At 50.9% G+C, this 21,368-nt stretch carries 15 protein-coding genes; 9 read left to right on the forward strand and 6 right to left on the reverse strand.

The annotated features are described in order from the left end of the window. Positions 1-223 precede the first annotated feature (223 nt). The 3 genes from ldtD (at position 224) to ACLJQD_RS09170 (ending at position 3,552) form a co-directional block, all read left to right on the forward strand. Complete coding sequence (gene ldtD, locus ACLJQD_RS09160; protein ID WP_017440921.1) at positions 224-2,071, forward strand: L,D-transpeptidase; 1,848 nt, start codon at positions 224-226, stop codon at positions 2,069-2,071. A gap of 257 nt (positions 2,072-2,328) precedes the next feature. Beyond that, positions 2,329-2,877, forward strand: coding sequence for a YcbK family protein (locus ACLJQD_RS09165; protein WP_000357052.1), 549 nt, complete (start codon positions 2,329-2,331; stop codon positions 2,875-2,877). A 27-nt stretch (positions 2,878-2,904) separates the two neighbouring features. Then, a complete protein-coding gene (locus tag ACLJQD_RS09170) occupies positions 2,905-3,552 on the forward strand; it encodes an MBL fold metallo-hydrolase (protein ID WP_001109471.1) in 648 nt (215 codons plus the stop codon). Positions 3,553-3,613: 61 nt separating this feature from the next. Here ACLJQD_RS09170 and aspC read toward each other — a convergent pair whose 3' ends face one another. The 4 genes from aspC to ACLJQD_RS09190 all read right to left on the reverse strand — a co-directional run bounded on the left by aspC (position 3,614) and on the right by ACLJQD_RS09190 (position 8,748). Further along, the gene (aspC, locus tag ACLJQD_RS09175; RefSeq protein ID WP_000462653.1) at positions 3,614-4,804 is read right to left on the reverse strand and encodes an aspartate transaminase; all 1,191 of its coding nucleotides are present in this window, start codon (positions 4,802-4,804) and stop codon (positions 3,614-3,616) included. Between the two features lie 184 nt (positions 4,805-4,988). Then, positions 4,989-6,080, reverse strand: coding sequence for a porin OmpF (ompF, locus tag ACLJQD_RS09180; protein WP_000977709.1), 1,092 nt, complete (start codon positions 6,078-6,080; stop codon positions 4,989-4,991). Positions 6,081-6,685: 605 nt separating this feature from the next. Further along, entirely contained in the window at positions 6,686-8,086 is a 1,401-nt protein-coding gene (gene asnS / locus ACLJQD_RS09185) for an asparagine--tRNA ligase (protein WP_000117867.1), read from the reverse strand. 200 nt (positions 8,087-8,286) lie between these two features. Further along, on the reverse strand, positions 8,287-8,748 hold the full coding sequence (locus tag ACLJQD_RS09190; RefSeq protein WP_000762342.1) for an Lrp/AsnC family transcriptional regulator: 462 nt from the start codon (positions 8,746-8,748) through the stop codon (positions 8,287-8,289). Between the two features lie 317 nt (positions 8,749-9,065). Between ACLJQD_RS09190 and dpaL the strand changes: the two genes are divergently transcribed. Beyond that, positions 9,066-10,280 (forward strand): diaminopropionate ammonia-lyase, encoded by a 1,215-nt coding sequence (gene dpaL / locus ACLJQD_RS09195; RefSeq protein WP_017440922.1) that lies wholly within the window; start codon positions 9,066-9,068, stop codon positions 10,278-10,280. Between the two features lie 245 nt (positions 10,281-10,525). Beyond that, a complete protein-coding gene (locus ACLJQD_RS09200) occupies positions 10,526-11,959 on the forward strand; it encodes an alanine/glycine:cation symporter family protein (protein ID WP_023242778.1) in 1,434 nt (477 codons plus the stop codon). Positions 11,960-12,039: 80 nt separating this feature from the next. On the opposite strand, the gene pncB is transcribed toward ACLJQD_RS09200, so the two are convergent. Further along, positions 12,040-13,242 (reverse strand): nicotinate phosphoribosyltransferase, encoded by a 1,203-nt coding sequence (gene pncB / locus ACLJQD_RS09205; RefSeq protein ID WP_000191408.1) that lies wholly within the window; start codon positions 13,240-13,242, stop codon positions 12,040-12,042. Positions 13,243-13,508: 266 nt separating this feature from the next. Between pncB and pepN the strand changes: the two genes are divergently transcribed. The 3 genes from pepN (at position 13,509) to zapC (ending at position 18,047) form a co-directional block, all read left to right on the forward strand. Next, on the forward strand, positions 13,509-16,121 hold the full coding sequence (gene pepN, locus ACLJQD_RS09210; protein ID WP_017440924.1) for an aminopeptidase N: 2,613 nt from the start codon (positions 13,509-13,511) through the stop codon (positions 16,119-16,121). 207 nt (positions 16,122-16,328) lie between these two features. Next, positions 16,329-17,339 (forward strand): quinone-dependent dihydroorotate dehydrogenase, encoded by a 1,011-nt coding sequence (gene pyrD, locus ACLJQD_RS09215; RefSeq protein WP_000291723.1) that lies wholly within the window; start codon positions 16,329-16,331, stop codon positions 17,337-17,339. Between the two features lie 165 nt (positions 17,340-17,504). Continuing rightward, positions 17,505-18,047 carry a cell division protein ZapC gene (gene zapC, locus ACLJQD_RS09220; RefSeq protein WP_001220671.1) on the forward strand — a complete coding sequence of 181 codons (543 nt, stop codon included), beginning with the start codon at positions 17,505-17,507 and terminating at the stop codon, positions 18,045-18,047. Here the strand turns inward: zapC and ACLJQD_RS09225 are convergent. Beyond that, positions 18,044-19,153 carry a YcbX family protein gene (locus tag ACLJQD_RS09225; RefSeq protein ID WP_000224063.1) on the reverse strand — a complete coding sequence of 370 codons (1,110 nt, stop codon included), beginning with the start codon at positions 19,151-19,153 and terminating at the stop codon, positions 18,044-18,046. The genes zapC and ACLJQD_RS09225 overlap by 4 nt on opposite strands. Positions 19,154-19,251: 98 nt before the next feature. On the opposite strand from ACLJQD_RS09225, the gene rlmKL reads away from it, so the two are divergent. Next, on the forward strand, positions 19,252-21,360 hold the full coding sequence (rlmKL, locus tag ACLJQD_RS09230) for a bifunctional 23S rRNA (guanine(2069)-N(7))-methyltransferase RlmK/23S rRNA (guanine(2445)-N(2))-methyltransferase RlmL (RefSeq protein WP_017440925.1): 2,109 nt from the start codon (positions 19,252-19,254) through the stop codon (positions 21,358-21,360). The last annotated feature ends 8 nt before the right edge of the window (positions 21,361-21,368 follow it).

Genomic DNA, 21,368 nt, shown 5'->3' on the forward strand with positions numbered 1-21,368 from the left:
GCCGCCTTTTTCTTTATCTGAAAAATCTCTCCGGGTAGTGCATTTTCTTTAAACTTCTTTACATTAGGTTAGGCAAAAACGTAACGAACTTTATATACTGGAGTTAAGCCTGACGAGTGAGCAGGCTGACTCGTCATACTAAACAAAAGCATTGGTTGCGGTTGACCCGCGCTGCGGGCAGCACAGTCATGCGGAGTATGATAACGAAAACAGGGGGCAAGGGATGTTGCTTAACAAGATGTGTGGTCGTTGTCTGTCGGCAATCAGTTTATGCCTGGCCGTAACATTCGCTCCACTGTTCAATGCGCAGGCCGATGAGCCTGAAATGATACCTGGCGATAGCGCCGTTGCCGCGACGGATCAGGCTGGGCCGCAGAAGCAATCCGCCGCGACGGCGATTATGGCCGGGATTCAGCCGCTGCCGGAGGGCGTTTCAGCCGAGAAAGTCCGGGCTGATTTACAGTCGCAGCTTCCTTCCGGCTATACGCCGGTCTATATGAGCCAGCTGACATTGCTGTATGCCGCGCGCGACATGAAGCCCATGTGGGATAATCGCGATGCGGTGAAAGCCTTCCAGCAACAGTTGGCGGAGGTGGCGATTGCCGGATTCCAGCCGCAGTTTACCGCCTGGGTGGCATTGTTGACCGATCCCGCCGTAAACGGTATGGCGCGCGATGTTGTGTTGTCAGACGCCATGATGGGCTATCTCCATTTCATTGCGAATATCCCCGTCAAAGGCCAGCGCTGGTTATATAGCAACAAACCTTACGCATTGGCGACGCCGCCAGTCTCGGTGATTAACCAGTGGCAAATCGCGCTGGAAGAGGGCCAGTTGCCGATGTTTGTCGCCAGCCTGGCGCCGCAGCATCCACAGTATGCGCCCATGCATGACGCGTTGCTGAAGCTGGTGGCGGACTCTCGCCCGTGGCCGCAGTTGACCAATACCGCGACGCTGCGCCCGGGGCAATGGAGTAACGATGTGCCTGCGCTGCGCGAAATATTACAGCGTACGGGGATGCTGGATGGCGGTCCAAAGATAGCCTTACCCGGCGATAACACTGCTGATAGCGCCGTCGTCAGCCCCTCCGCCGTGGTCGACGAAACATCGGTGGCGCAGCCGGTCGACGAACCAACGGCCCGCCGTAGTAAGCCGGCTCCGGCGGCACGCGCCTACGATCGTGAACTGGTCGAGGCGGTAAAGCGTTTTCAGGCATGGCAAGGGCTGGGGGCGGATGGCGTCATTGGCCCGGCGACGCGTAACTGGCTTAATATGACCCCCGCGCAACGCGCAGGCGTACTGGCACTGAATATCCAACGTTTACGCCTGCTGCCGGCGGAACTCTCTACCGGTATTATGGTAAACATTCCCGCTTATTCGCTGGTCTACTATCAGAATGGCAACCAGGTGCTGGCTTCGAGGGTGATCGTCGGGCGTCCCGATCGTAAAACGCCGATGATGAGCAGCGCGCTGAATAATGTGGTGGTGAACCCGCCGTGGAACGTTCCGCCCACGCTTGCGCGTAAAGACATTTTACCTAAGGTGTGGAATGACCCAGGCTATCTGGAGCGCCATGGCTACACCGTGATGCGCGGCTGGAACAGCAAAGAAGCGATCGATCCGTGGCAGGTTGACTGGGCCACCATTACGCCATCGAATCTTCCGTTCCGTTTCCAGCAGGCGCCAGGCGCGCACAATTCGCTGGGGCGTTATAAATTTAATATGCCGAGTTCAGATGCGATCTATCTGCACGATACGCCTAACCATACTCTCTTTCAGCGTGACGCCAGGGCGTTAAGTTCCGGCTGCGTGCGGGTCAATAAGGCCTCTGAACTGGCGAATATGCTCTTGCAGGATGCTGGCTGGAACGATGCGCGGATCTCTGGCGCCCTGAAGCAAGGCGACACGCGGTATGTCAATATCCGGCAGAACATTCCAGTAAATCTTTACTATCTGACCGCGTTTGTCGGCGCAGATGGACGTATGCAATATCGTACAGATATTTACAATTACGATCTCACAGCGCGATCCAGCGCACAAATTGTGCCAAAGGTTGAACAATTAATCAGGTAAATGAAGAAGTTCTGGTAAATATGTTGTCCTAATGTTTGGCTTCAACGGGGCGTTTCGCTGTAGACCCCCGTTGTGGCTGGGGGAGGGCCATCTTGACGCGGGCTTTATCGGCAGTTAAGGTGCCTTTCGTGCGCCAGAAGTGCATATACAACAACCTTTAAGTCGACCGGGCCGTTCAGAAGTCTGTGCCAGCCGATCATGTCTGCTTAAAGGTAGAAGTGTATTAACGATAACATTGACCTGTAGACCTGATTATCATGGACAAATTTGACGCTAATCGCCGCAAGCTGCTGGCGCTTGGTGGTGTCGCTCTCGGTGCCGCCATCCTGCCCGCGCCAGCGTTTGCCACACTCTCGACCCCACGCCCGCGCATTTTGACGTTAAACAATCTCCATACCGGAGAGTCAATCAAGGCGGAGTTTTTCGATGGAAGAGCCTACATTCAGGATGAATTAGCAAAGTTAAACCATTTTTTCCGTGACTATCGCGCGAATAAAGTCCGATCAATCGATCCCCGCCTGTTTGACCAACTTTACCGACTTCAGGGGCTGTTAGGGACGCGTAAACCTGTGCAGCTCATCTCAGGCTACCGTTCTCTTGATACCAATAATGAATTACGCGCCCGTAGCAGCGGCGTAGCGAAAAAAAGCTACCATACAAAAGGGCAGGCGATGGATTTTCATATTGAAGGCGTGGCGCTGAGCAATATTCGCAAAGCGGCGTTATCTATGCGCGCAGGTGGTGTAGGATATTACCCACGTAGTAACTTTGTGCATATTGATACCGGGCCGGCGCGGCACTGGTAATCAGCGAGGCTTAATCAAAGGAGCAGTATGAACTATCGTATTATTCCGGTCACCGCGTTCTCCCAGAACTGTTCATTAATCTGGTGCGAACAAACCCGGCTGGCGGCGCTGGTCGATCCGGGCGGCGACGCGGAAAAAATTAAACAGGAAGTGGACGCCAGCGGCGTGACGTTGATGCAAATTTTACTCACGCATGGGCATCTCGATCATGTCGGCGCGGCGAGTGAACTGGCGCAGCATTACGGCGTTCCTGTTATCGGTCCGGAAAAAGAAGATGAGTTCTGGCTGCAAGGACTGCCGGCGCAAAGCCGCATGTTCGGTCTGGATGAGTGTCAGCCGCTGACGCCTGATCGCTGGCTGAACGACGGCGATCGCGTCAGCGTAGGGAATGTGACGTTACAGGTGTTACATTGTCCGGGACACACGCCGGGACACGTGGTTTTCTTTGATGAACAGTCGCAACTGCTGATCTCCGGCGATGTGATTTTCAAAGGTGGCGTCGGGCGCAGCGATTTTCCTCGCGGCGATCACACCCAGTTGATTGACGCTATTAAGCGTAAATTATTGCCGCTTGGCGATGATGTGACCTTTATTCCTGGCCACGGCCCGCTCTCTACGCTCGGGTACGAGCGTCTGCATAATCCCTTCCTGCAAGATGAGATGCCGGTCTGGTAAGCAGAATGAAAAAGCCTGCAATGTGCAGGCTTTTTTATCGGTCACGCCAGTCGACAGTTTTTTACAGTACCGCAACAATGGCTTCGCATAGCGGCGCCATATTATCCGGGGTCATGCCCGCCACGTTCACGCGACCAGAAGCCACGGCATAAACGCCAAACTCTTCACGCAGACGCAGCACCTGATCTTTGGTCAGACCGCTGAATGAGAACATCCCGTTCTGCTTGATAATAAAGCTGAAGTCACGGTTCGCGCCTTTTTCCTGCAAGGTATTCACGAACAGTTGACGCATACGCTGAATACGCTGGCGCATGTCCGTCAGTTCCTGTTCCCAGATAGCGCGCAGGGCGTCATTACTCAGGATAGTCGCGACGATGGACGCGCCGTGCGCTGGCGGGTTGGAGTAGTTAGCGCGAATGGCGGATTTCATCTGGCTAAAAGCGCGATCCACGGTTTCCGCATCGGCAGCCACGAGGGTGCAGGCGCCGACGCGCTCATTATATAAGCCGAAGTTTTTGGAGTAGGAGCTGGCGACAATGAGCTCTTTATGCAGCGCGGCAAAGGCGCGCAGACCTTCCGCATCTTCTTCCAGGCCGCGGGCAAAGCCCTGGTAAGCGAAATCGAATAGCGGCAGCCACCCTTTTTCAACGGAAAGCTCAGCCAGAACCTGCCACTGTTCCAGAGTAGGGTCAATGCCGGTTGGGTTATGACAGCAACCGTGGAACAGAACCACATCGCCGGCCTGTGCTTCGCTCAGGCTGGCTTGTAGCGCTTCAAAATCCAGCGTGTGATTTTCCGCATCGTAGTAAGCGTACTCCCGAACTTCCAGACCGGCAGCGTTAAACACGCTTTTGTGGTTCGGCCAGCTGGGGTTGCTCACCCACACCCGTTTTACCGGAGTATTTTTTGCCAAAAAGTCGGCGGCAATGCGTAACGCGCCGGTACCGCCCGGCGTTTGCGCCGTGCGTGCGCGCTTATCGTTAATCAGCGCGCTGCCTTTGCCGAACAGCAGTTCCTGAGTGCAGCGAGCAAATTCCGGAATCCCGTCAATGCCGAGATAGTTTTTCGTCGTTTCATTTTCCAGTAAATACTGCTCGGCTTTTTTAACGCTGGTGAGCACCGGTGTTTTGCCGGTTTCATCTTTATATACGCCAATGCCAAGGTTAATTTTCCCTGGACGGTCATCGGCGCGAAACAGATCGGCCAGGCCCAAAATCGGGTCGGCAGGAGCGGCGGTTATGTTCTCAAACATGACGAGGTTCCATTATAGTTACAGAAGGGAAATCCGCTATCAGGTTAACGGCAGATTTACAAAATGCCAACCGTTAGCGCTAAAAAGCCCGCCTGTTTTTGAAAGACGCACATTTTCTCTAAGAGAGATAAAAAAACAGGACCGAAGTCCTGTTTTTGAGGCATAAAACAAAGGGGTCTGCTGATCAGAACTGGTAAGTAATACCGACAGCCGCCTGATCGTCGGTGCCAACGTAGCTGGAGCTGTAGTCGTTTTCGTCCAGCAGGTTGAAACGGTAGTCAACCCATACGTTCATGTTTTTGTTGAAGTAGTAAGTCGCGCCCGCCTGAATATATTTCGCCAGATCGGCCGAGCCGTCGGCGCCGTTCAACTGCTTACCTTTACTCTGCACATACGAGATTGCCGGACGCAGGCCGAAGTCAAACTGGTACTGAGCGACCACTTCCAGGTTCTGCGTTTTGTTTGCCATTTCCACGGTATCGGTAACCGTATTTTCAACAATGCTCATATTGCGGGTTTCAGCATATACGGCAGCCAGGTAGACGTTGTTTGCATCATATTTCGCGCCAACGGCCCATGACTCTGCGCGATCGCCATTACCATCGCGATCCTGCTGATCGTTAGTACGCTTGCTGTTGCTGTACGCTGCGGTGACGCCAAAGCCGTCGAACTCATATGCCATGGTGTAACCTACGCCATCGCCATTCTGAGAGTTAATGCTGTGGTTGTCCTGATTTTTACCCTGATACTGGATACCGAAAGAGAGACCGTCCACCAGACCAAAGAAGTCAGAGTTACGGTAGGTCAACAAACCGCCAGCACGGCTGGTCATGTAGTTATCGGTATAGGCGCCGCCCCAGGTTTCGCCGGAGAAGTAGGGGGCCATATCGGTATAGGATTCAACATCGTAAACGATACCGTAGTTACGACCATAATCGATTGAACCCACTTCCGCGTATTTCAAACCCGCGAAAGCCAGACGGACCAGATTCGAGTTCTGCTGTTCGCCTTCAGCGCGGTCTGCTTTAGTACGGTATTCCCACTGACCGAAACCGGTCAGATCGGTGTTAATCTGCGTTTCCCCTTTAAAACCAATCTGGGCATAAGTCTGGTCGGCATTTTTGCTATCGCCGGTCGTTGTCCATACGTGACGACCCACGGCTTTACCGTACAGATCCAGCTTATTACCATCTTTATTATAAATTTCTGCTGCGTTTGCGGTTGCAGCAGCCAGCAGGGCAGGGATCACCGCTGCCAGGATTTTGCGCTTCATCATTATTTATTACCCTCATTGGTTTTTTTATATGACACCTGCCACTGCCGTCAATAAATTCCGTCAATAAAACTTTACAGAAATATTGATGAGAGTTTGGTGTCTTTATGTGTCTGACAGGCATCTTTCCATTCAAACTAACGTTTCGCTACCGTGAAAGTGCTACAAATATAAAGATTTTGTTTCAAAAGGAAAAAATATGTAAACAAATGTTATTTTTGAGGAACTTTGTGAACAACGTCAAACTTCCCCTGAGTTCTCGCTTTGATTTGATCGCTTTTCTTTTATCACTATGATTTTATTGTAATTATTGGCTTGTAGAACCGTTGTGCCTGAAAAAGCAGCAGACGAGCTATTTCATAAAAATAGCCATTTAGAAGTCTTGATGTCCGAAATTGTGGTGAAAAATTGTGCTATTAGAGCAGAAAAATCTAATCCGCAATAAAATTAAGGATTAATTTTTATGTGTAAATATTTTCGTGAAATATACAGTAACAAGATGTGGTAATTCAGAGGGTTGTAATTAAATTTATTTACTTATTGATAATAAAACTGACATTCAGGCGAAAAAAAGGCCAGCATAGCTGGCCTTGAGTGTGACGTAAAAATCAGAAGCTGGCGTTGCGTGGGGTCCGTGGGAACGGAATAACGTCGCGCACGTTTTGCACACCCGTGACGTAAGCGATAAGGCGTTCAAAGCCCAGGCCAAAGCCGGAATGCGGTACAGTACCGTAGCGACGCAAGTCGCGATACCACCAGTAATCCTCTTTATTCAGCCCCATTTCGGCCATACGGGCATCCAGCACATCCAGACGCTCTTCACGCTGGGAACCACCGATGATTTCGCCGATTCCCGGTGCCAGCACATCCATAGCCGCCACGGTTTTGCCATCTTCGTTAAGGCGCATGTAAAACGCTTTAATTTCCTTCGGATAGTTTTTCACCACTACCGGCGCTTTGAAATGCTCTTCCGCCAGATAGCGTTCGTGTTCGGAAGAGAGGTCGACGCCCCAGAACACCGGGTTTTCAAATGTCTTACCACAGCGTTCCAGAATGGCGACCGCATCGGTGTAATCCACCTGAGCGAAGTCGGTAGAGACAAAACGCTCCAGACGAGCGATAGCGTCTTTATCTACGCGTTCGGCAAAGAACTTCATATCATCCGCACGCTCTTCCAGAACCGCCTTGAAGACATATTTCAGCATGGCTTCCGCCAGACGGGCGTTGTCTTCCAGATCGGCGAACGCCACTTCCGGCTCCAGCATCCAGAACTCCGCCAGGTGGCGGCTGGTGTTGGAATTTTCCGCGCGGAAGGTCGGCCCAAAAGTATAGATTTTGGACAGCGCGCAGGCATACGTTTCACCGTTGAGCTGGCCGGAGACGGTCAGGAATGATTCTTTGCCAAAAAAGTCTTTGTCAAAATCTACTCTGCCCTGGTCGTTACGCGGCAGGTTTTCCAGATCCAACGTTGAGACGCGGAACATTTCGCCAGCGCCTTCGGTATCGGAAGCGGTAATCAGCGGGGTAGAGACCCAAAAGAAACCCTGCTCATCGAAGAAGCGATGCAGCGCCTGCGCCAGAGTATGGCGGACGCGCGCTACCGCGCCAATCAGGTTGGTGCGCGGGCGCAGATGCGCGACCTCACGCAGATACTCAATGCTATGGCGTTTTGCCGCCATCGGGTAGGTATCCGGATCTTCCACCCAGCCTGCGACTTCTACTTTCGTGGCCTGGATTTCGAAACTTTGCCCCTGTCCCGGCGACGCGACAACCTTACCTGTTACTACTACGGAGCAGCCTGTCGTCAGGTGTAATACTTCTTCATTATAATTGGGCAGAGAATTATTAATGACAGCCTGTACAGGATCAAAGCAGGAGCCGTCATAAACGGCGAGGAAGGAGATGCCAGCTTTTGAATCTCGGCGGGTACGCACCCATCCGCGCACGGTGACTTCTTGGTCAACGGCTACGCGGCCCTGGAGTACGTCGGCTACAGGCACAACGCTCATAATATTCTCTCTAGTTAATAGTCGGAAAAAATAAACACTTGTCCACCCGAAATGGGGGTATTCCTATGTTACCTGGCATCTGCAATCAGACAAGCAGAAATCGCATCTGGAAGCAGGTTTTCAGAAAGAAACCTGTAAAAAGTTCGCACCTGCTCGCGAACCATTGAGAATTTAGGCTGGTTTTGCAAGCTTTGCGCACGTTACTCGATCAGGACGCGCATCTCTTGCTTGGCGTTTTGCATCACGACAATCGTTTTAAAAGACTTAATATTGCCTGAGGAAAAGAAAAGCTCACGGGTAAGCGCTTCATATTCCGCCATGTCACGAACATTGAGCACCAGTAAAAAGTCGAAATCGCCCGTTACGTAGTAGACCTGCTGCACCTGCGGGCAACTGACAAACCGTTGACGAGCCTCTTCCAGTAAATTGAATCGCTCGTTTTCGATCACCACCTGCACCACAATCGTGACCGGGCGTCCCACTTTGCCAGCATCAATAAGGCTGACATTGCCTTTAATTATGCCCGCCTCCTCCAGTGCCGCGATACGACGATTCACTGCCGAAGGGGAAAGATTGACCTGTTCGGCGATTTCCCGCTGAGAAAGACGATTATCGCGCTGCAATAATGTCAGAATGTTTTTATCCCAGGCGTCAAGCTTCATATCGCAAATAACCTCTTTAATGTGATGACTATCACTGTGCGCAATTTTGCCGCGTCAAGGCCGTTAAAAAAAGGTGAAAATTGCACGACGATGGGCATTTTCGCGCCATTTAACAGCAATAAGCATAGTACTATCATAATCAGCGGAATAAAGAAAAGGACGTAATAGATATTGTGCGACTCTTTTATCAGTACGGTTTATTAAAGTGAGGATAACCACTACTACAGCCACAAAACGCGAGTTCTTTACTTGTTTCTACTCAATAATTGCCAAAAACATATTATTTCAATAAATAAACTTTAACAAAAGGTATCATTATGCATGAGCTTATTAAATACCAGTTTAATACACGTCGGAAAAAATATGGTACAGGAGCGGCCTTAAGTTTGCTTAACGGAAATGTTGGGCGTGAGGTGTTAGCATTTCATAAAAAATTACCCAATTATGCCGTTACGCCGTTACATAATCTGGCGCATCTAAGCCGGCGGCTTGGACTAGGGTCCATCCATATTAAAGATGAGTCCTGGCGTTTTGGCCTGAATGCTTTTAAAGGTCTGGGCGGCTCTTATGCTGTAGGAAAATATCTCGCTGATAAATTGCAATGTGATATTAACTCGTTAAGTTTTGCTGCCCTTAACACTCCTGAGATTAAAGAAAAAATTAAAGATTGTGTTTTTGTTACCGCGACGGATGGCAATCATGGCCGTGGTGTGGCGTGGGCAGCGGAGCAATTAGGTCTAAAAGCCGTCGTTTATATGCCTAAAGGATCATCGTTAATCCGGGCAGAGAATATTCGCCATCATGGAGCTGAATGCACCATCACCGATCTGAACTACGATGATGCAGTGCGACTGGCCCATAGAATGGCGCAAACAAAAGGCTGGGTGCTTTTGCAGGATACAGCCTGGACAGGGTATGAAGAGATCCCAACGTGGATTATGCAAGGCTATATGACACTAGCGGTTGAAGCTTATGAGCAGCTCGCAGAAACAAACAGTCCGTTGCCAACCCATCTTATTTTGCAAGCGGGGGTGGGATCGTTTGCTGGCAGTGTTATGGGTTATTTTGTTGAAAAAATGCAGGAAAATATCCCTAATATTATTGTGGTTGAGCCGCATCAGGCCAACTGTCTTTATCAATCCGCAGTTATGGATGATGGTCAACCTCACTGCGTCACTGGCGATATGGCGACGATAATGGCCGGGCTTGCGTGTGGGGAGCCGAATATTATCAGTTGGCCTATTATTCGGGACAACACCAGTTGTTTTATTTCCGCTGATGACTGTCTGGCGGCTAAAGGTATGCGCATTTCTGCCGCGCCACGTCCAGGTACGGATACGCCTTTTATTTCCGGCGAGTCCGGAGCTATTGGCGTAGGGTTACTTTATGAGTTGATGAACAATATGCATTATCAGGATCTTGCTAATCGCTTACAGCTTGATGCCAATGCTCATGTTCTGCTTATTAGCACCGAAGGCGATACGTCCCCAGATATTTATGAAGATATAGTCTGGAACGGACGCAGTGCTTAAACATTACGACTAAAAAATTAGATAACAAAGGCAGCATGTAAAAAACGCGTTTTTTATACGCATAATAAACCTAATGCAGGAAGCAAAACTTCATAACAATATACCATTAAAACGGCATTTAGTGAGTAAGGGATGCTACTACCTGCTGACTTTCCAGTTTAGTGTTGTTGGCAAAATTCAGGATTACGCTGAACTGGAAAGATTATTTCTGAGACTGAACGAATTAATTTAAATCCGAGGTCATTATGTTAGAGCAACTTTCACAACTCTTTGAATTTCTATGGGGTTGCCCATTATTTTTGTGTGTCATCGGCATTGGTTTTTATTTTACAGTACGCCTCAAATTTTTCCAGATTATCAATTTAAAAGAAATTTACCGTAATACAATTGGTACACTTGCCGGAAAAAATAAACAAAACACTACTGGCGAGGCAGCGTCTAAAAAATCCCTAAAATCAATAGAGGTGGCTGCCACTGTGCTATCCGGCTCATTAGGTGCGGGAACGATCGCAGGTGTTGCTGCGGCTATTGCGGTTGGCGGACCTGGGGCAATTTTCTGGATGTGGATCATTGCGGTCGTGGGTATGATGACCAAAATGGTTGAAGTGACGCTGGCGGTGAAATACCGAAGTAAAGGTGAGAATGGCGAATATTATGGCGGCCCAATGCATTATATTAAGAAAGGGCTCAATAAAAAATGGCATCCCCTGGCAGGATTGTATGCGTTTGCATTAATGATTCTGGTTATTACGGATGCCTGTTTTGTGCAAACTAATACGATGGCGGCGGTCATTCACTATACGTTTGACATCCCAACAAGCGTCATTGGGGGATTTATTGTCATCGTAGGCGCGTTGGTTATTTTAAAAGGACTCGCCAGTCTTGGTAAATTCTGTACGATTGCACTTCCACCGATCACCATTGCCTATTTCATTGGTGCCGCTGGTGTAGTGGTATTGAATATCGAGGCTATCCCACAGGTTATAAAAAGTATTTTCTATTATGCCTTTGCCCCTGCGCCAGCAGCCGGTGGCTTTGTCGGGTCAACCATCATGATGGCCATCAGTAAAGGAGCCAGTCGCGGAATATTCACTAACGAAGCCGGCATGGGTACCTCGGCCACAGTACATGCTACTGCCAATGTGGATTACGCTTTCCGTCAGGGAATGTGGGGGGCAGTGGAAGTATTTTTTGTCTCAATGATTACCTGTAACTTTACCGCATTTGCTGTACTTGCTTCTGGTATGTGGACAGACGCCAGTTATCAAGGTATTCAGATTATCTTTGCCGCCTTAAAAGAAACATGGCATCCGATTATTGTTCAGGTTCTCTGTCTCGGTGTGGCGTTGATTCTGTTTACTTCTTATCTTGGTTCATATATTAAATTTCGCACTTCGATAAACTATATCTTTGGCGATAAGCTAGAACGCATCATTAAATGGCTATATTTTTTACCGCCACTGATTGCCGTTAATATGGAAATCCCGGTAATCTGGTTAATGGCTGATATTGCTGTCGGTTTTCTGGTTATCCCCAACGTAATTGCTCTGTTCTTGCTGCGTAAAGAATTTATTAGCGAATTCAATTTATTCAGAACGCGTACACAGCGGGACACTAATTCTGAAAAAACAACGCAAATTACGCACGTAAATATGTCGAAGAGTGAAGGGAAAGAATAGTCAACATCGCGGCCGGAACAGGTAAGATGGTCAGGAGAGTAACAAAGCGCCCACTTTCCGGGCGCTTCGCACAGGCATGGTTAACTTGCTTTACGCACCTGCGGGAGATCGAACGCTTTACGCAGCGCGCGCACAAACGCTTTATCATGACAGATCGTTTTACCGGGGCTGTCGGAAAGTTTAGCCACCGGCTTTCCGTTACATTCCACGAGCTTAATCACGATATTGAGCGGTTTTACCTGAGGGATATCGCAGGTCAGGCGGGTACCGATGCCGAAGCTTAACTGCACGCGAGAGGCGAAATGGCGATAGAGCTCGACCGCCTTTGGCAGATCAAGGTTATCTGAAAAGACCAGCGTTTTTGTCAGCGGATCAATCCCCAGCTTTTCATAATGGGCAATCGCCTTTTCGCCCCATGCGACAGGGTCTCCTGAGTCGTGGCGTAACCCCTGATAACGGCTGGCGAATTCAATGCCGAAATCGCGTAAAAACGCATCCATTGTAATGCAATCTGTCAATGCGATACCAAGCTGGTCCGGATATTCGTTAAGCCAGGCGGCCAACGCGGCACGCTGACTGGTCGCCAGGTCCGGACTGATTTGTTGATGCGCCTGGAACCATTCGTGCGCCTGAGTGCCCATCGGCGTCAGCGCCAGGCGACGCGCGAGATCATAGTTGCTGGTGCCGACGAACCATGACTCCTGCTGGAGACGTTTAACTATCGCCTGCTGCACTTCACGAGAGAAACGGCGGCGGGTACCGAAGTCCATCAGGTGGAAGCGGGACATATCGAGATTGGCGGTTAACGCAGTGAAATCAACCAGCTTACTTTCCAGCTCGTCGAGCGCCTGATCAACGCCTGCGTTTGGCGAGCGGTAGTGATGAACCAGCTCACTGATCACGGCCAGCAGCGGCACTTCCCACATAATGACTTCACGCCACGGGCCGGTTAAGCGAATATTCAGCTTGCCGTTATCGTTGGTGACACAGACTTGAGCCGGGTTATAGCGAAACTCGCGTAACCAGTTCAGATAATCCGGTTTAAAAAAGGGCAGGCCGGAGAGCCACTGGAACTCGTCCTCCTGGAGGCGCAGGTGCTGCATCGCGTCCACCTGCTCGCGAATAGCATCGGCATAAATACCCAGCAGGTCGTCGCCACGGCAACGAAACTCAGCCGCTACCTGCACATCATAGTAGTGGTGAAAAACGGCTTGCTGCATATGCAACTTATAAGCATCTGTATCCAGCAACGAGTGCAGAACAGGAGAAGCGAATTGTGTCATAGGTGCGCTGTTGCGTCCTCTCACGGGAGCGTTTAGTACAATAAACAACTAAGAAAACCGCTGGAGTATACCTTGTTTAGCGATTTATTGAACCCCGATCACACCATAAGCTGTCTTTAGGGTCGAGCGCATTTCGTGCCCCATGTTATAAAAATGTAGCAAATAGGTCGTTTGTGCCTGAAAAGATGAACATTCTGCGTAGCGCGATTTGCGCAACAGGAATAGACTGGAGTCGACACTCTACACAAAGATGCGAAAGGTTTTTTATGACACAACAGCCACAAGCCAAATACCGCCATGACTATCGCGCGCCGGATTACCAGATTACTGATATTGACTTGACCTTTGACCTCGATGCCGAAAAAACCGTGGTCACCGCAATAAGCCAGGCTGTTCGTCATGGCGCGCCTGATGCGCCTCTTCGCCTTGATGGGGAAGATTTAACGCTGGTATCTATCCACGTCAACGATGCGCCGTGGACAGCATATAAGGAAGAAGAGGGCGCGCTTATCATCAGCGACCTGCCAGAGCGTTTTACGTTACGCATTGTCAACGAGATAAGTCCGGCGGCGAATACGGCGCTGGAAGGATTGTACCAGTCCGGCGATGCGCTCTGTACCCAGTGTGAAGCGGAGGGCTTCCGCCATATTACCTGGTATCTTGACCGCCCGGACGTACTGGCGCGATTTACCACCAAAATTATTGCCGATAAAAGCAAATATCCGTTCCTGCTTTCCAATGGCAACCGTGTTGCGCAGGGTGAACTGGAGAATGGCCGTCACTGGGTTCAGTGGCAAGATCCGTTCCCGAAACCGTGTTATCTGTTTGCGCTGGTGGCCGGTGATTTTGACGTGCTGCGCGATACCTTTACCACCCGCTCCGGGCGTGAAGTCGCATTAGAACTGTACGTTGACCGCGGCAATCTGGATCGCGCGCCGTGGGCAATGACCTCGCTGAAAAATTCCATGAAATGGGATGAAACGCGTTTTGGGCTCGAATATGACCTCGACATCTATATGATTGTCGCGGTGGATTTCTTTAATATGGGCGCGATGGAGAATAAAGGTCTCAATATCTTTAACTCCAAATACGTGCTGGCGCGAACCGATACCGCGACGGATAAAGATTATCTCGATATTGAGCGCGTGATAGGCCATGAGTATTTCCACAACTGGACCGGCAACCGCGTCACCTGCCGCGACTGGTTCCAGTTGAGCCTGAAAGAGGGGCTAACCGTGTTCCGCGATCAGGAGTTTAGCTCTGATTTGGGGTCACGCGCGGTGAACCGCATCAGTAACGTGCGTACCATGCGCGGTTTACAATTCGCGGAAGACGCCAGCCCGATGGCGCATCCTATCCGCCCGGATAAAGTAATCGAAATGAATAACTTCTACACCCTCACCGTTTATGAAAAGGGTGCGGAAGTCATTCGCATGATCCACACGTTGCTGGGTGAGGAAAATTTCCAGAAGGGGATGCAGCTTTATTTTGAGCGCCATGACGGCAGCGCCGCGACGTGTGATGACTTCGTACAGGCGATGGAAGATGCTTCTAATGTCGATTTGTCCCATTTCCGCCGCTGGTACAGTCAGTCCGGCACGCCGATTGTAACGGTAAAAGATGATTATAATCCGGAAACCGAGCAGTACACGTTGACCATCAGCCAGCGCACTCCGGCGACGGCGGATCAGGCGGAGAAGCAGCCGCTGCATATTCCATTCGCCATCGAACTGTACGATAACGAAGGCAACGTCATTCCGTTGCAAAAAGGTGGTCATCCGGTCAATGCCGTGCTGAACGTCACGCAGGCGGAGCAGACATTTACCTTCGATAATGTCTACTTCCAGCCTGTTCCGGCCTTGCTGTGCGAGTTTTCAGCGCCGGTGAAGCTGGAATATAAATGGAGCGATCAGCAGTTGACGTTCCTGATGCGCCATGCGCGCAATGATTTCTCCCGTTGGGATGCGGCACAAAGCCTGCTGGCCACATACATTAAACTGAATGTGGCGCGTCATCAGCAGGGGCAACCGCTATCGCTTCCGGTGCATGTCGCTGATGCGTTCCGCGCAGTACTGTTGGATGAGAAAATCGATCCGGCGTTGGCCGCAGAAATTTTAACGCTGCCTTCGGCCAATGAAATTGCGGAGCTGTTTGAGGTCATTGACCCGATCGCCATTGCGCAAGTTCGTGAAGCGCTAACGCGTACGCTGGCGGCAGAACTGGCGGATGAGTTCCTGGCTATCTATAACGCCAATCATCTGGATGAGTATCGTGTTGATCACGGCGATATCGGTAAGCGCACGCTGCGCAATGCTTGCCTGCGCTTCCTGGCGTTTGGCGAGACGGAGCTGGCTAATACGCTGGTCAGCAAACAGTATCGCGACGCCAATAATATGACCGATGCGCTGGCGGCCCTGTCTGCTGCGGTGGCGGCGCAGTTGCCGTGCCGCGATACGCTGATGCAGGAGTATGACGATAAGTGGCATCAGGACGGCCTGGTGATGGATAAATGGTTTATCCTGCAATCCACAAGTCCGGCGGAAAATGTACTGGAAACCGTACGCGGCCTGCTCAAACACCGTTCTTTCAGTATGAGCAACCCGAACCGCATCCGTTCATTAATTGGCGCGTTTGCTGGCAGCAACCCGGCGGCGTTCCATGCGCAAGACGGTAGCGGATACCAGTTCCTGGTCGAGATGCTGACCGATCTGAATAGCCGTAACCCGCAGGTAGCATCTCGCCTCATTGAACCGCTGATTCGTCTGAAACGTTATGATGATAAGCGTCAGGAGAAAATGCGCTCGGCGCTGGAGCAGTTAAAAGGACTAGAGAATCTTTCCGGCGATCTGTACGAGAAGATAACTAAAGCGTTAGCCTGACAGTATCCGTTATAAAGAGGTAAGACATGCCCGGTAAGCGTTAGCGCTGCCGGGCATTTTTTTGCCGGACGATGACGCTCGCTGGCGAAACGTGAAGTGAGAATGAAGGAAAACGATTGCTATTTATTGCCGTAGGTCAATTCCCTTTTGCTTTGTTATCGCCCATAATACGCCCCCGGTTTGCACACCGGGAATCCAGGAGAGTTCATGTACTATCCCTTCGTTCGTAAAGCCCTTTTCCAGCTCGATCCAGAGCGCGCTCATGAATTTACATTTCAACAATTACGCCGCATTACAGGTACGCCGCTGGAAGCGCTGGTGCGCCAGAAAGTACCGACAAAGCCGGTTACCTGCATGGGACTTACCTTTAAAAATCCACTGGGGTTGGCTGCCGGTCTGGATAAAGACGGGGAGTGCATCGACGCGTTAGGCGCGATGGGGTTTGGCTCCCTGGAAATCGGCACCGTGACGCCGCGCCCACAGCCGGGTAACGATAAGCCGCGTCTTTTTCGTCTGGTGGATGCTGAAGGTCTGATCAATCGGATGGGCTTTAATAATCTGGGCGTCGATAACCTGGTCGAGAATGTTAAAAAAGCCCATTTTGATGGTATTCTGGGAATTAACATCGGTAAAAATAAAGATACACCTGTCGAAAATGGCAAAGATGACTACCTGATTTGTATGGAAAAAGTCTATGCTTATGCGGGTTATATCGCCATTAATATTTCTTCGCCGAATACGCCAGGGCTACGTACGCTCCAGTATGGCGATGCGCTGGACGATCTGTTAACTGCCATTAAAAATAAGCAAAACGATCTTCAGGCGATCCATCATAAATATGTGCCGGTAGCAGTAAAGATCGCGCCGGATCTTTGTGAAGAGGAATTGATCCAGGTTGCCGATAGCCTGCTTCGTCATAATATTGATGGGGTGATTGCGACAAATACCACCCTCGATCGTTCTCTGGTACAAGGAATGAAAAATTGCCAGCAAACGGGGGGATTAAGTGGCCGGCCATTACAATTAAAAAGCACAGAAATTATTCGCCGTTTATCCCAGGAGTTAAAGGGACAATTGCCTATTATCGGCGTCGGCGGCATTGACTCAGTTATCGCCGCGCGCGAGAAGATAGCGGCAGGAGCTACGCTGGTACAAATTTATTCCGGCTTTATTTTTAAAGGCCCGCCATTGATTAAAGAAATCGTAACGCACATCTAAACTTTAGCCTTTATCAGACAACCAGGGCTTTATTTCCGGCGCTGGTTGTTTTATATTTCTCCACTGTTGCTTATTTAGACATTTTAGGCTTTTATTATTGGGGTAATAAACGAAGCGGCAAAAGGACAATGCTGTTACGAGTTGCTTAAAAGCGGGAGAGAGGTAATGCGAATTAAACCTGACGATAACTGGCGCTGGTATTATGATGAAGAGCACGATCGTATGATGCTCGATCTCGCCAATGGTATGCTTTTTCGCTCGCGCTTCTCTCGTAAAATGCTTACGCCGGACGCGTTTTGCCCGACCGGTTTTTGTGTGGATGATGCCGCGCTCTATTTTTCCTTTGAAGAAAAATGCCGGGATTTCGAATTAACCAAAGAGCAACGCGCGGAGCTGGTGTTGAATGCGCTGGTGGCGATTCGCTATCTCAAACCGCAGATGCCAAAAAGCTGGCATTTTGTAGCGCATGGCGAAATGTGGACCCCGGGAACGGGCGATGCCGCAAGCGTCTGGTTAAGCGATACGGCGGAACAGGTTAATTTGCTGGTCGTTGAGCCGGGAGAAAATGCCGCGTTGTGTCTGCTGGCACAGCCGGGCGTGGTGATAGCAGGCCGAACCATGCAGCTTGGCGATGCGATTAAAATTATGAACGACAGGCTGAAACCGCAGGTTCACTGTCACAGTTTCAGCCTTGAACAAGCGGTTTAATTTTCCAGTCGTAACGCGGTCTTAGGCACGCAGCTACAGCTCAGAATCGTACCATCGTCACCCATAGCCGATTTTTTCAGCGGACTTACTTCGCCTTCCAGCAAACGTATCCGGCAGCAACCACAGATACCAGCCCGGCAAGAATACGGAATACGAATTCCCTGATTCTCCAACTGTTCCAGTAGTACCTGTTGATTATTCCCGCAGAAGGTTTGCCCCTGCCAGTCGATGGTTACACTCGCGTCCGGGTGTTTCTCTGGCGTAACGCTGTCGTCGACCGTTGTGGCGCCATAAGCTTTTGCCGGGGCTGTCGCCAGAATCTCCACTTCATCGCCGACGCGAATAACGCCGCTATTGCGGGCAATCAGATTCTGACCGAAATCCACATCGCCATTGTCCTGAGCGGTACGAAAAGCTTGCAGTGTCGCCAGCGGTTCTCCGGAAGGATGTTTTTGCCCCTTTTCAGGGCTGACGGTCGTAAAAATACAGCGGCTACAGGGCTTCACGACGTCAAAAATCACATCGCCAATGCGAAGCACTTTCCAGCTATCTTCCTCCCAGGCCGCTACGCCGGAAACCACTAAGTTTGGGCGAAATTGTTCCATTTGTACGCCTGCCGGACAACGCTGTTGCAGATCGCGCAGCGAGGCTTCGTTGGTCAATAAATACGGGTAGCCATCGGCAAATCCCAGCGGCACCGCGTTATGCCGTTTAACCCGGCGCGTCAACTGCGGCCCAACCCAGCGCAACTGGACATCGCGGGAGAAAAAGCCGCTCAACCATTGATTAATCGCCGTCGGGGCGACGCGAGCGGTAAAATGGTTTCCCCAGACCTCGGTCGGCGCATCCTGCGGGGTGAAATCCGTAAAGCGAACCAGCGCGCTACTGCCGTCTGGCGCGGTCAAATGGAGGCCGTCGTGTAAGGGAGAAGGGGTAAAACGTACCATTTGTGGAAACTGGCGGGCGGTAATAAATGTGCCGTCAGGCTCGGTTATCATGAAGATGCGATCAAAAGCCAGACCGCTGATATCTGCCAGCGCATGAGTCAGGCCAATGCCGCGCATGGATTTGACCGGATGAATAAAGAGCCGTGATAACGTCGCCACCGTACAGTCCCTCAAATGAAAATAAGCCTTCAACTTTATGACATGGGCGTGAGATTAGCTATAATGCGCAACAATTTTCTTAGCGTAAAAGTGACAATATGAATTCTCTGTTTGCCAGTACGGCCCGCGGGCTGGAAGAGCTGTTAAAAACTGAACTGGAAAAACTGGGCGCCGTAGGGTGTCAGGTTGTTCAGGGTGGGGTCCATTTTCAGGGCGACACGCGGCTTATTTACCAGAGCCTGATGTGGAGCCGCCTGGCCTCGCGTATTATCCTGCCGATGGGTGAGTGCAAGGTCTACAGCGATCTCGATCTTTACCTCGGCGTTCAGGCGATAAACTGGACAGAGATTTTTAATCCTAGCGCGACGTTTGCGGTGCATTTCAGCGGCCTGAACGACACCATCCGTAATAGTCAGTATGGCGCGATGAAAGTTAAAGACGCGATTGTCGATGCGTTTACGCGGAAAAATCTTCCGCGTCCAAATGTGGACCGCGAATCGCCGGACCTCCGTATTAATGTCTGGCTGAATAAAGAAACTGCCAGCATTGCGCTGGATCTCAGTGGTGATGGCCTGCACCTGCGCGGTTATCGCGATCGCACCGGGCTGGCGCCAATTAAAGAGACGCTGGCGGCAGCGATTGTTATGCGTTCCGGCTGGCAACCAGGTACGCCGCTGCTCGACCCTATGTGTGGTTCGGGGACACTGTTGATTGAGGCCGCGATGTGGGCGACCGATCGCGCGCCGGGACTGCACCGTGGTCACTGGGGATTTAGCGGCTGGGCGCAGCATGACGAAACTATCTGGCAGGAAGTGAAAGCCGAAGCGCAGACCCGGGCGCGTAAGGGACTGGCGGAGTATTCCTCTCATTTCTACGGTTCCGACAGCGATGCGCGCGTCATTGAGCGGGCGCGCAGCAACGCCCGTCGCGCCGGTATCGGCGAGCTTATCACCTTTGAAGTGAAAGATGTGGCGCAACTGAGTAATCCATTGCCGAAAGGCCCGTATGGTACGGTGATCAGTAACCCGCCTTACGGCGAACGTCTGGACAGCGAACCGGCGCTGATTGCGTTGCACAGCCTGCTAGGTCGTACCATGAAAAATCAGTTTGGCGGCTGGAACCTGTCGCTGTTCAGCGCTTCGCCCGATCTGCTGGGCAGCCTGCAATTACGTGCCGACAAACAGTTTAAAGCCAAGAATGGCCCGCTGGACTGTGTGCAGAAAAACTATCATATTGCGGAAACCACGGCGGACAGTAAACCGGCGACGGTGGCGGAAGATTACGCTAATCGCCTGCGTAAAAATCTTAAAAAGCTGGAGAAATGGGCGCGCCAGGAAGGGATTGAATGCTATCGCTTGTATGATGCCGACCTGCCGGAATATAACGTGGCGGTAGACCGTTACGGCGACTGGGCGGTGATTCAGGAATATGCGCCGCCGAAAACGGTGGATGCGCAAAAAGCGCGGCAACGTCTGTTCGATATTATTGCGGCAACCTTGTCAGTGCTCGGTATTCCGCCGAATAAACTGGTGTTAAAAACCCGTGAACGGCAAAAAGGAAAAAACCAGTATCAGAAAATGAGCGAGAAGGGCGAGTTCCTTGAGGTCAGCGAATATAATGCGCGCTTATGGGTAAATCTGACGGATTATCTCGACACCGGTCTGTTCCTCGATCACCGTATTGCCCGCAGAATGCTGGGAGAAATGAGCAAAGGCAAAGATTTCCTGAATCTCTTTTCTTATACCGGCAGCGCCAGCGTACATGCGGGTCTGGGCGGCGCGCGCAGCACCACAACGGTGGATATGTCCCGCACCTATCTGGAGTGGGCCGAACGTAATTTGCGTCTGAACGGACTGAGCGGCCGCGCGCATCGCCTGATTCAGGCCGACTGCCTGGGCTGGCTGCGCGAGGCGAATGAACAGTTCGATTTGATCTTTATCGATCCGCCGACGTTCTCTAACTCAAAACGTATGGAAGAGTCGTTTGATGTTCAGCGCGATCATGTCGCGTTAATGAAAGATTTAAAACGCCTGCTGCGTAAAGGCGGCACCATCATGTTCTCAAATAATAAGCGCGGATTCCGTATGGATCTGGAAGGGCTGGCGGAACTGGGGCTTACCGCACAAGAAATTACGCAAAAAACGCTCTCCCCGGATTTTGCCCGTAACCGTCAGATTCATAACTGCTGGCTGATCCGCGCCGCCTGAAAGGAAAA

This window comes from Salmonella sp. SAL04214 (assembly GCF_046550615.1).
GTDB classification, from domain to species: Bacteria; Pseudomonadota; Gammaproteobacteria; order Enterobacterales; family Enterobacteriaceae; genus Salmonella; species Salmonella enterica.